The organism is Pseudoalteromonas sp. H103, assembly GCF_001469205.1.
Taxonomy (GTDB): domain Bacteria; phylum Pseudomonadota; class Gammaproteobacteria; order Enterobacterales; family Alteromonadaceae; genus Pseudoalteromonas; species Pseudoalteromonas carrageenovora.
Window position 1 is genome coordinate 105,984 of record NZ_LOFG01000018.1, and the last position, 12,161, is coordinate 118,144.

Below are 12,161 nucleotides of genomic sequence, written 5' to 3' on the forward strand. Positions count from 1 at the left end.
TTGTGATAATAAAGCTGCCAGTACTGTCTCTATTAAATTATCCCTTCATGCTTTAGTAGCCAACTTTTTCTCTCAAGTCCACCGGCATACCCTGTAAGTTTTGAGTTTGCACCTATTATACGATGGCACGGTACAATAATGCTGATAGGGTTTTTTCCATTTGCGGCACCAACAGCCCTGACTGCTTTTGGGTTACTTAATGCCGTGGCAATATCACCGTAGGTGTTCGTTTTCCCATAAGGCACATTTAACAATGCTTGCCATACACTTTGTTGAAATGCTGTGCCTTTTGTATCAAGAGGTACATTAAAAGTGGTACGCGTATTATTAAAGTACTCATTGAGCTGTTCAGCACAGCAAAGTATTGCTGTATTCGTTACTTCTTCAAAAGGGGTATGAACATATTCTACATGCGGGTAAAAGCCCACATAGCTAACCCCTACTTCAGTTGCCTGAATAATAATATCGTCTATTGGGCTTGGGATACGTGTTTGAATTATCATTATAATTGCTGCCATAGTTGAAACGTTAAGTAAGAACGAAAAGGAGCACAATTTTCACTCTCAAATGGGGTTGCCGCAGCCTGTGCTTTTTTTACCCCTAAATCCCCATCTAGTAATATGTCGGGCAGGCTTTGCCCTCTTAATTTTGCATAATTAACCGTCCAAGGGCCAATTCCTTTTAAGCTTAGCCACTGTTCTAAATCATTACAATCAGGGTTTAGTGCACAAAACTCAGCTAAGTTGTGCAATGCGTTTTTTCGCGCTTGCGGCATTTTAAAAAATGTAAACTCACTTTTAGCAACGCGATCTGCACTTGGAAAGTAGACTCGTTCACCTTGTTGTTCACCTTGTTGTTCACCAAGTTCATTCACTAATTTTGTTACTAAATTATGTGCAGCTGTAACGCTTACTTGTTGACCAAGTACCGCTCTTATTCCGGCCTCAAAGCTTGACCAAATACCCGGTATTCTTAAACCATGAGTGAGTGTAAATGCGTTATTTATATTATTAGCTAAATGACTTTCGATTAAATTAATATCTGCGTCTAAATCAAGTACGCGCCGTATATTATTAATGACTTGTTGCAGGTAAAGCGTGTTATCGATATCTATCTCAACAACAAAGTAATTTTTACGTTCCACAAAACGCGCGTTAAAACTTCCTTTACAACTAGCGTAGGTAAATGTACGACCATAACTTTTATCATCAAGCCACTCTATTGGCTTAATAAGCCTTTTTGCTAAAAAACCATGTAACGCTTGCCAATTATAAGGGGGCCTAAAAGGTAAAGTTAGTTTAAGTGAAGAACTTGATGGTTTGTCACTTGAACGAAGCTTAGAAGGGGCAATATTTAATTGTTGTAAAAAAGCGTCGTTAAAACGTCTAATACTTTTAAAACCTGATGCAAACGCAATTTGCGTAAGCGGGAGGCTTGTTTCTTGAATTAATTTTTTAGCGAAATGACACTGATTAAATAATCTATATTGTGTAATAGACACACCAAAATATTGAGAAAATAGTCGTCTTAAATAACGGCTACTTATTCCTAAGCGAGCTGCTAGCTTTTCACAGTCGTGCTCATCGTTTTGATCTATTAACTGCTTTGCTCTAAGCGCTGTCGTTTTTGTGCCCTGCCAAGCAGCACTGCCTGGAGCACTGTCGGGACGGCATCGAATACAAGGTCTAAACCCAGCTTGTGCAGCATTATGTGCAAACTGATAATAAGTTACATTTTTTTCGTGTGCAGTGGGAGCTGGGCATATAGGCCTGCAATATATCCCCGTACTTTTAACAGCAATATAAAAAAGCCCATCAAAACGGGCATCTCTACTTTGACGTGCCTTTTGCCAATGCTGAATATTCATAAAGCTGCTCAGTATAATAAATTAAGATGCCAGTAGCTTATAGAAACGATAGTACATTACTAGCCATTTTCGGACCTTAATTAAACCCTAATTTTTATGAGTTTATAATATTGCACTTAATTTATTAACCAAAGCGCTAACCAAGAGATTAACTAATCTAATCGCAATAATAGACTACTTAGCAAAGTCGATTAGCTCTTGCCCAGTTAACCTATAAATTATCCATTCATTTTGAGGTTTAGCCCCAATACTGTCATAAAAGTCTATTGCAGGTTTATTCCAATCAAGTACCACCCATTCAAAGCGACCGCAGTTATTACTAATTGCTTTATTTGCAAGGTGTTTCATTATTGCTTTGCCTGCGCCATTACCGCGACTATCTGGGCTTACGTATAAATCCTCTAGGTATAAACCGTTTTTACCAAGCCACGTAGAATAGTTGTAAAAATACACAGCAAAACCAATGGGTTCATCATCTTGTAAACAAATAATACTATGAGCGGTAGCACCTTCACTAAATAAAGTATCTATAATGGCTTGTTCATCTGTTTTTACAGCATCTGGCTCTTTTTCGTATATGGCAAGCTCAGTAATAAAATGCAAAATAGTTTTCGCGTCACTTGGCTTCGCGTCACGAATAATAACGGGCTGTTTCATTTATTTTTAATCCTAAATATACTGCTCTAATTTATCTTTTAAAATATCTAATTGAATTGGTTTACTCAAGTAATCATCCATTCCTGCTTTAATACAGCGCTCTTTATCTGACTCCATTGCATTAGCAGTCAGCGCAATGATTTTAATATCTTTGTGTTTCATCGTCGCCAACCCTTTGCGAATAGCTGCGGTGGCTGCAAATCCATCCATTACAGGCATTTGGCAATCCATTAAAACAACTTTAAAAAAGTCAGACTCGTGGGCTTTTAATATATCGATGGCTAATTGCCCATTTTCAGCAATAGTCACTTCGCAATTAAGCTTTTTAAGCATTAATTTAGAAACCTGTTGATTGATAGGGTTATCTTCAACTAATAATATTTGCGCAGGCTCTCCTACTTTTTTAAGCGAAGAAATATAACCTGGTGTAACTAATGGCAGCACTTCATCATCTTCGTTACTTGTAATAACAGACAACGCCGAAATTAAATCGGCCGTTGTTACTGGCTTTGGAAAATATGCCTGAAAACCAACATCTGAATATTTCTGCGCACCTTCCATACCCGCAATACTCGTCATCATTACAAGTGGCATTGATTTGTAGCGCTCATCCGCTTTTAATACTTTACACAGCTCAATGCCGTCCATTTCGGGCATTTGCATATCAAGCACTGCTATATTGTACATTTCTTGGTCATTTTTATATCGCTGCGCGCACATATCCAATGCTTGTTTAGCGTTAGAAGCAAGGACTACTTTGGCACCCCAATGCTGGAGTTGTTGAGAAATAACAATACGATTTGTTTCATTGTCATCAACAACTAAAACCGTTAACTCAGCCATGTTAACATTAGGTATATAGCGCTCTTTTTGCTCACCTTGAGTAAGCATAAAAGTGGCTGTAAATACGCTCCCTTCTCCTTGTTTACTGACAAGAGAAATCTCTCCCCCCATCAATTCACAAAGCTGTTTACATATAGCAAGACCTAAACCTGTGCCACCATATTCACGCGTTGTTGATGCATCAACTTGAGAAAAAGGTGTAAATAATTGCTGCTGTTTTTCCTCACTAATTCCAATACCAGAGTCTTTCACGCTAATAACAAACGCTAAACCTTGCGCTAATTTATTAACTTTTGCACTAACCACCACCTCTCCATGGCTGGTAAACTTAACGGCATTGCTGAGTAAATTAGTTACAACTTGACGAATACGACCAGGGTCGCCGCACAACTGTGAAGGCTCTAGCGAGACTAAATCAAGAATGATCTCAATGCCTTTATCCTGTGCTGACAGTGCTTGAGCCGCAGCAACTTCACCTATTAAATCACGGCCATTAAAGTTAATTTTTTCAAGTTCAATTTTACCTGCTTCACCCTTTGAAAAATCAAGTATATCGTTAATGACCCCTAATAAAGAGTGAGCACTTTTTTTAGCGATACCAACTTTAGTTTCGATTGGTTTTGATAGCGGCTCAAGCTCCACCAACTCAAGCATACCCAGTACACCATTCATAGGCGTTCTAATTTCGTGACTCATAGTGGCTAAAAAGTCGCTCTTAGCAACGGCTGCCTCTTCGGCTTTTACAAGGGCGACTTTTAGCTCTTCACTTATAACTTTACGTTGCTGAGATACTAACGTACTGCCCACTAACGTCGCCAAAGAGCGAAGATAGGTTTCCTCACTTTGGCTCCAATGATGATGCTCACCTACGGTTTCTGCGCACAAAATCCCTAAGTTTCCGTCTCCGCTAGAAATTACAGCGTCTAACATTGACTTAATATTAAGTGGCTTAGTATATGAGTCTGTAAAGTCAGTGGTTGCCGGATGCGTATATACATCTTCTATAGCCACTAAATTATGTTCAAAAATGGAATTATAATAGCATGGGTAATCTTTAGCGGTTAATACAGCATCAGAATCAACAAACCCCTGTCCTTGAATATATAGACCATGACAAGCCATTGCGTTTCGTTGTGGGTTAAAAATCCATATCGATGCGCGTGCAACATCTAATACTTCACACATTGATTTAATGGCTAATTTTTTAACTTGAGCCACTTCACTATTTTGCACCTCTGGCGCAACAGTTAATGATGCTAAATTTTTGTTGTATCTGTTGGCTTTTTCACTTTCGAGTTCTAAGCGTTTATGAGCGTCAATACTTTGAAATGAGCCAAATACTCGTACGCATTTATCGTCTTTAAATTCTGCCTGCCCCATTGATTTAACCCAGCGCTCTTGCCCTGTATGAGTTAAAATAATAAGCTCAACACTCCAACTCTCTCCAAGCGTCACTGCACATTCAAACAGAGTATTTATAGTATCTTGATGCACTCCTGGTTTGTAAAACTCAATAGCAGTATCAATATTCGGTTCAAACTCTTCAGGCACATCATGAATAACTTTAACCTCGTCAGACCAATAAAGCGTATGCGCTTCTAAGTCCATTTCCCAGGCGCCAATTTGCCCTTGTTTACTCATTGATTCTAATAGGCTTTGCTGACGTTTTATTTCTAGTTGTGTGTTATAACGCTGTGTAATATCTAAAATAAAACCATCTAAATATAAAACGCTGCCATCATCTGCGTAAATTGCTTGGCCTTTTTCATTTACCCAATGCAAGCTTCCATCACGGGCATTTACTCTGTACTCAATAGACCAAGATTGTTTAGCTCCTACACAGCGCAAAATTTCATTTTTTACCTTTAGTGCGTCATCTTTATGTATTAAGTCATAAAAATCTAAAGATTCATTATGAATTAGTTCATTAGGTGAATAACCTGTTATTTCAATCGATTGCTCACTCATATAAAGAGTGCTTAACTTCTCATCAAACTTACAGCGATAAATAATTCCAGGTATATTAGCAACTAAAGATGCAAACCTGTCTCGACTCCCTTGTAACTCATGTTCAGTCGCTTTTTGAGCTGATATATCTAAATGAGTACCAATCATACGCATTGGTGAGCCATCACTATTCCACTCAACCACTTTTGCAGTATCTAGCACCCAAATCCAATGCCCATTTTTATGCTTCATACGGGCTTGGTGCACATAGTAATCTGTTTGCCCGGTAAAGTGCTCTTTGAGTTTTTGTTCCGATATGATCAAGTCTTCGGGGTGAGCATACTTATACCAAGTATTTATACTGAAAGGCTCAATTTCACTTAGCTGATAGCCGATAATTTCAGCCCATCTGTTGTTGAATGTAACTTTACCTGTATCAACATACCAATCCCAAATACCCACAGCGGTTGAGTCAATTACAAGCTGTAATTGTGTTTTATGTTGCTCAAGCTCTAGCTCTTGCAGTTTAAGTGCTGTTAAATCAGTTCGAATAGCAATGTAACTTTGCGGCTTACCATGCTCATCTAAAAATGGCGCAATGGTGGTATCTACCCAATAAATTCCACCATGTTTTGCTTTATTACAAATATGGCCGTTCCATACATCACCACGTTTGAGGGTTTGATACATTTCTTTAAAAAATGCTTTGTCGTGTTTACCTGAATTTAAAAGGCGATGATTTTTACCTATTAACTCATGCTCATCGTAGCCACTGATCTCGCAAAACTTTTTATTTACAAAAGTAATAGTGCCATGTAAATCCGTTATCGCCACAATAGCGTGCTCATCTAGCGCACTTTTTTGCTCTGCGAGCTGCTTTAGCGCAACTTGTAAGGCTGTACGTTGTTCTTGCAAGGTAGTTTGTTGCTTTGCTTTTACTTCTACCAGTTCATTTAAATCTGATGAAAGTTGATTGAACTCTTTACTGTCATTAAGGATCGCAACCTTACCTGTGCCACCTTGAGTAATATTTTCTACTGTTTTAGCAAGATTAATTAATGGCCTAGATAGCCTGCGCCCAAACCACAAAGATGAAATAAGTATTAATATCAACGCAGCTGCATTAGTTAATAGTGCTAACTGTTTATAATTATCAGCCCCCTGAAGCGCTACTCTTACAGGCTTAGATACCAATAATTGCCAACCATCTTCATTTAAAAAATTTAAATTACTTTTATAGGCATAGAGAGTTTCGTTATTAGTATTTTTGTAAGAAAAAACTCGATCTAGCACAGAGTTATTTTGAAAAAGAAATAGGGAATTATCTGGGCCTTCAATAAGTTGCTGTAATTTATTATGGTGCATAACGTAAAATGTTATGTCTTTATTTTCTGCATGTATTTTATTTAGGTTATTTAATAAGCCTGCTAAATTTACATCTGCCAGTAAAATAGCATCTAATTGTTGATTAGAGTTTAAGATGGGGATTGCAACTAAGTGAATCGCTTTTTTAGAAAGACCCATCGTGTGAAACTGTATCTTGCTCGATACAGACACACGTTTAAAAATGTTATCAACACTTTGTTTTTCTAATGAGCTAAAAAAATCAGAGGTAGGCTGCGTATCTCCAAGGCTAGCATCAACTAGTTCAACGTGATTGACAAAATCGTACTGCTTCTCAAATTTATCTATTAAGTTTTGCTTTTGTAAAGGAGCTGTCGCGAGTTGAGCTTTTAGCAAATATAAATCTTTAATGTGATCAGTAAACCAAATATTAGCAAATTGCTTACCAATATCACTTAACTCACTGAGTTCGTTATCTAAATTTTGTTTAAGCGTGCTATTAACATGACTAAAGCTAAACCACGTCAGTAAACAAAGTGGAGCTAAAGCAATAATTATAAAGGTTATAATTAGTTTACTTCGAATTGACTGGCCTTTCCCTGACATCATACTAAAGTTTGAACCTTTATCCATGCTTTCACTCAGCAACTTTAATCATTTTATATTACTTACATTAATGCACTAAATCACTAAACTCGCAAGTATTTGGCATTAAACCCTATAAAAAATCAGTATTTAGCATGCTTTGTTAAATTTTGAATATGTATGCACTATCATTAGTCCCATGGTGTTAATTCACTTTACTTACAATGTAAAAATACGCATGGTATTAGGGCGTGTTGACCTTTCGTGATTAATTTTGCAGCTGTATGTTTGGTTTTTAGGCAAGACAGAGCCTATGTCGTGTGGTTGTTCCCCATAAATAGGCGATAACGCAGCATAAATGCCAAACATGCGCTGCCCTTTGGGTTCTTTCTAGGGACGATAAACTCTTTGTTGCCTACATGGATGTAGGTAAGGGGCGTGAGCAGGACGCGGAAGCTTTGCTCGGTTTTTACTTAGCCCACTAGGTTACAAACCTCGCGCCGCGATTTAATCGCCCCTAGATTGAACAAATTTCAATCCACAAAGGTCAACACGCCCTAATATTAGTCTGCACATAAAAAAGAGGCCCTATGGGACACAATCACGCACATAGCCATGTAGATGATAACCAAAGTAACAAGCAGCTTTTTATCGCTATTTTAATTAATGTATTGCTGAGTGTAGTGCAAATTATTGGTGGCATGTTTTCGGGTAGCTTGTCCTTAATAGCAGATGCACTTCACAATCTAAGTGATGCTGGGGCTATATTCATTGCGCTAGTCGCTCGTAAAATCGGTGCTAAACCTGCAAGTTCAACTCATCATTTTGGTTATAAACGCGCCGAAATACTCGCCACACTTTTTAATAGCAGCACGTTAATAGTTATAGGTGTGTATTTAATTTTTGAGGCAATAGCAAATTACATAAACCCGCAACCTATTAATGGCTGGGTAGTAGTTTGGGTTGCTGCAATTGCGCTTATTGTAGATATAGCTACGGCATTACTAACCTATAAAGCAGGCGCAAACCACAATATGAATATTAGAGCTGCATTTATTCATAACGTTTCTGACGCTATGGCGTCTATTGTAGTGATGATTGCTGGTACGCTCATTATTTTATTTGATTGGTATATTGTAGACTTGATAGCCACGGTACTTATTTCAATCTATGTGATTTACCACGGCGTTTTATTATTAAAAGAAAGTTGTAAAATTTTAATGCAAGCAGCACCTAGCAACTTAGATACAGATGCGCTAACTCGCGCTATTAAAAAAGAATTTAATATTGAGTCTGTAGTAAGTATAAAAGTGTGGCTACTTGATGATACTCAAAGTCACTGTGAGCTAGTAATTAGCACAAAAACTAGAGTTAAACTTACTGACGTGAAACGTTTTATGCATGACAACTTTAACATTGAAAACTGCATAATCGAAAACCAACCTTATACAATTAATAGCGAAGCATGAAACACTAGAGCGGTATTTAATTGAAAACTGCTCGTATTATCATTTACAATAAGTGTATTAGCTCAACATTGAGATACACTTTTTGAAACTTTGGTTACGCAGAATCCATTTAGGTTTAGCCCTAATTAGCGGATTGTTTTTATTAATAGTAAGTTTAACGGGTGCAGTATTAATTTACGCTAAAGATATACAGCATTTTATTCAACCAGATAAATGGCAAGTTACCCCTCAGGAAAAAACATTAAGCAACCAAAAACTAATCGAATATGTGCAAAGCCATACACAGCAAAAAATAAACTTTTTTATGCCCGAGGCTGATAAAACACTCGCGTGGCAATTTAGGTTAGCAAATAGACATTACGTGAGTGTAAACCCTTACTCGGGACAAGTGCTGCACAGCTACGAAAGTAGCGATACGCTTTATGGTTTTACTTTAGGCTTACATCGCTGGTTATTGTTTGAAGACAGTGATGGGAACAAGCCCTTCAAGAACTGGATGTCTGTATGTGCTTTAATGCTTTTAGTAAACGTAATACTCGGCTTTTATATTTGGGTAAAACCCAAAAACAGAGTTAAACGCTTGGCCATAAAACCTAAAGCTAAATTTAGAGTGTTAATGTATCAACTACACACTGTATTAGGAGTCTATTTTTTTATACCGCTAATACTTATAGCGTTTACAGGAATGGCGTTTAATTGGAAAACACAAACTCAATCCGTATTGGAGTTTATGACATTCAATAAAGTTCAAAGCAGGCCCTCTGCACCTAAAATAAGCCTCCCATTACAAGGTGTTGCAAATTATAATGAAGCAATTAAAAATGCCCAAGGTACCTTTCCAAATGCTCAATTATATAGGGTGTATCTACCTAAAAAAACAAATGATGCACTCGCACTGAGAGTTAAAAACCCTGGCGAAAGCCATGCATATAGCTGGGTATGGGCAAACCCTTTTACTGGGGAGGTATTAGATTCGTTTGATGCCAGTGAAACTAACTTTACAACCCAAGCATGGAACTTTAAATACAAATTTCATATAGGCGGTTTTGCTGGGCCGATAGTACAATTTTTATGGTTACTAATAGCATTATCACTGGCGTTTTTTATTATAAGTGGCTTTTATTTTTGGGCAAAAAGACATAAGTGGATCTAAATACAAATAAAAAACTATCCACAAACCAAGCAATAACGCAAACTTAAATAAGAATCAAAACCAATAGTAAACCAATGATTTTTAAAGAAAAACTTGCAATGAAAGCAATTTATACTACACTGCATACAATTGAAATAGTTAAGGCGATTTATCATGAAAGGTAATCAAAAAGTAATCGATGCATTTAACACATTGTTAGCTAACGAGTTAGCGGCAATCGATCAGTATTTTATACACTCACGCATGTATGATGACTGGGGCTTAAACAAGCTATACGAGCGCCTTAACCACGAAATGGAAGAAGAAAAAGATCACGCAGATTGGCTTATCAAACGCATTTTATTTTTAGAAGGCGTACCAAATATGACCAAACGCCGTGATTTACTTATTGGTAATGACGTAAAAAGCATGATGCAAAACGATTTAACACTTGAGCTTGAGGTAGTTGCTTGTGTTAAAGATGTAATCGCAATATGCGAAGAGCAACAAGATTACCAATCTCGTAGCATTTTAGAAAAGCTATTATTTGATACCGAAGAAGATCACGTTTATTGGTTAGAGCAACAAATTGGCTTAATTGACAAAATCGGCGCTCCAAATTACCACCAAGCACAACTAGGCTAGCGGGAGCATATTATGAAAGGCGATAAAGACGTTATTACAGCACTAAATAAAGTGCTAGCTAATGAGCTTGTAGGTATTAACCAATATTTTTTACATGCACGCATGTTTAAAGATTTTGGCTTCACTCAACTAGACAAAGCAGACTACAAAGTATCAATTCAAAAAATGAAAAATGCAGATAGATTAATCGAACGCATTTTATTTTTAGAAGGGCTGCCAAATCTTCAAGACTTAGGCCGATTACGTATTGGTGAAAACAGCGAAGAAATGATTGCAGCTAATATGAGCTTTGAGCTTGATACAATCGACGAACTGAGAAGTGCAGTTAAATTAGCTGAAAGTAAACAAGATTATATTAGCCGAGAAGCGCTCGATCACATTTTAAACGAACAAGAAGAGCAAATTGACTGGCTAGAAACACAGCAATTACTTATTAAAAATACAGGGCTTGAAAATTACTTACAGTCTCAACTGTAAACAATGATTCAGCCACAAAAAAAGCAGCTTAATAAAGCTGCTTTTTTTATGAATTTTTTAAAATGTAATTACGCAACTTGATCGGTAATATCTGCAATTTCGATAAGTTTACGATTAAGGATCTTTTTAGTACAACCACAACACTTACCGCATTGGCTGCCCACTTTAAGCTCTTTAGTTAATTCACGCATGGTCGTTGCACCATCGTCAATTGTTTGCTCAATTTTTTTATCAGTCACACCGTGACAAAGACAAATATACATCAATACAAACCATGTTAATTACATTCAATGGATGCATACTAATCTAAACGACAATTGTTATCAATAGCTTCCTCACTAAAAATACACATTATTTATTAAATAATAGCCTTTGTTCTTTTTACTATATTTACCTAAAAATCAAGTTATGGAATAATGTCCACCTCTTAGGGGAGTAGCCCGCTCAGTAATGAGTAAACTTATCAACATAATTGCACCTCATGTGCATGGTAAGTTTGTAATGTTGTAGCAAGCATTATCGGCGAGACCTAGGTAGGCACTATCCTCATGGCGGGAGATACGTGTTTACCTTGGTTTAGCACTCCCGCCTATAAGTATTTTTTAATGGAAGTTTTTTTTACCTCAACCGTCACCGTCACGCTTGCCGAAATTGGCGATAAAACTCAGCTTTTATCACTATTACTTGCCGTACGCTTTCGTAATAAAGCAGCCCTGGCTCTAGGTGTTTTAGCCGCCACACTTATTAACCATGGCCTATCTGCTTGGCTTGGGGGCTGGATAAGTGAAAGTATTACTCTCTCCTATTTACCAATAATCGTTAATTTAAGCATAATTGCAGTTGGCATATGGCTGCTAATTCCAGATAAGGATGAAGATGTTAGCCATCGATATGATAAATATGGCGCATTTTTAGTGTCTTTTGTATTATTTTTTATCGCTGAAATAGGTGATAAAACACAAGTTGCCACAGTATTACTCGGTGCCCAATATCAAGACGTATTTTGGGTAACTATTGGTACAACATTAGGAATGCTAATCGCTAATATCCCTGTAATTTACGCAGGTAATGCATTGTTAAAGCGAATATCGCTTAATAGTGTAAGGTTTATTGCTGCCAGTGTGTTTGTTCTATTAGGCGTGTATGGATTAATGACTTACTAACTTAGCCTGAACCCTGGATAATAAACCTATCT

At 37.2% G+C, this 12,161-nt stretch carries 10 protein-coding genes and 1 riboswitch; of the genes, 5 read left to right on the plus strand and 5 right to left on the minus strand.

Annotated features, from left to right (window positions below):
* Positions 1 to 32 precede the first annotated feature (32 nt).
* The 4 genes from ATS74_RS16110 to ATS74_RS16125 all read right to left on the minus strand — a co-directional run bounded on the left by ATS74_RS16110 (position 33) and on the right by ATS74_RS16125 (position 7,291).
* On the minus strand, positions 33 to 503 hold the full coding sequence (locus tag ATS74_RS16110) for a methylated-DNA--[protein]-cysteine S-methyltransferase (RefSeq protein WP_058549888.1): 471 nt from the start codon (positions 501 to 503) through the stop codon (positions 33 to 35).
* A complete protein-coding gene (locus ATS74_RS16115) occupies positions 503 to 1,867 on the minus strand; it encodes a DNA-3-methyladenine glycosylase 2 family protein (RefSeq protein WP_058549889.1) in 1,365 nt (454 codons plus the stop codon). The genes ATS74_RS16110 and ATS74_RS16115 overlap by 1 nt, the downstream gene beginning before the upstream one ends.
* Positions 1,868 to 2,041: 174 nt before the next feature.
* A complete protein-coding gene (locus tag ATS74_RS16120; protein WP_058549890.1) occupies positions 2,042 to 2,524 on the minus strand; it encodes a GNAT family N-acetyltransferase in 483 nt (160 codons plus the stop codon).
* Positions 2,525 to 2,536: 12 nt separating this feature from the next.
* Positions 2,537 to 7,291, minus strand: coding sequence for a PAS domain-containing protein (locus ATS74_RS16125; protein ID WP_058549891.1), 4,755 nt, complete (start codon positions 7,289 to 7,291; stop codon positions 2,537 to 2,539).
* 542 nt (positions 7,292 to 7,833) lie between these two features.
* Here ATS74_RS16125 and ATS74_RS16130 point away from each other — a divergent pair.
* From ATS74_RS16130 to bfr (ATS74_RS16145), 4 genes are all read left to right on the plus strand, one after another.
* A complete protein-coding gene (locus tag ATS74_RS16130; RefSeq protein ID WP_058549892.1) occupies positions 7,834 to 8,712 on the plus strand; it encodes a cation diffusion facilitator family transporter in 879 nt (292 codons plus the stop codon).
* Positions 8,713 to 8,794: 82 nt separating this feature from the next.
* Complete coding sequence (locus tag ATS74_RS16135; protein ID WP_058549893.1) at positions 8,795 to 9,865, plus strand: PepSY-associated TM helix domain-containing protein; 1,071 nt, start codon at positions 8,795 to 8,797, stop codon at positions 9,863 to 9,865.
* Between the two features lie 153 nt (positions 9,866 to 10,018).
* Positions 10,019 to 10,489, plus strand: a complete 471-nt coding sequence (bfr, locus tag ATS74_RS16140; RefSeq protein WP_058549894.1) for a bacterioferritin — start codon at positions 10,019 to 10,021, stop codon at positions 10,487 to 10,489.
* Positions 10,490 to 10,501: 12 nt separating this feature from the next.
* Positions 10,502 to 10,966 (plus strand): bacterioferritin, encoded by a 465-nt coding sequence (gene bfr / locus ATS74_RS16145; RefSeq protein ID WP_058549895.1) that lies wholly within the window; start codon positions 10,502 to 10,504, stop codon positions 10,964 to 10,966.
* A 68-nt stretch (positions 10,967 to 11,034) separates the two neighbouring features.
* On the opposite strand, the gene ATS74_RS16150 is transcribed toward bfr (ATS74_RS16145), so the two are convergent.
* Entirely contained in the window at positions 11,035 to 11,229 is a 195-nt protein-coding gene (locus tag ATS74_RS16150) for a (2Fe-2S)-binding protein (protein WP_058404608.1), read from the minus strand.
* 155 nt (positions 11,230 to 11,384) lie between these two features.
* Positions 11,385 to 11,487, plus strand: a riboswitch (yybP-ykoY riboswitch).
* An 84-nt stretch (positions 11,488 to 11,571) separates the two neighbouring features.
* Between ATS74_RS16150 and ATS74_RS16155 the strand changes: the two genes are divergently transcribed.
* Positions 11,572 to 12,129: a TMEM165/GDT1 family protein gene (locus tag ATS74_RS16155; RefSeq protein ID WP_058549896.1), complete on the plus strand. Its 558-nt coding sequence runs from the start codon at positions 11,572 to 11,574 to the stop codon at positions 12,127 to 12,129.
* The last annotated feature ends 32 nt before the right edge of the window (positions 12,130 to 12,161 follow it).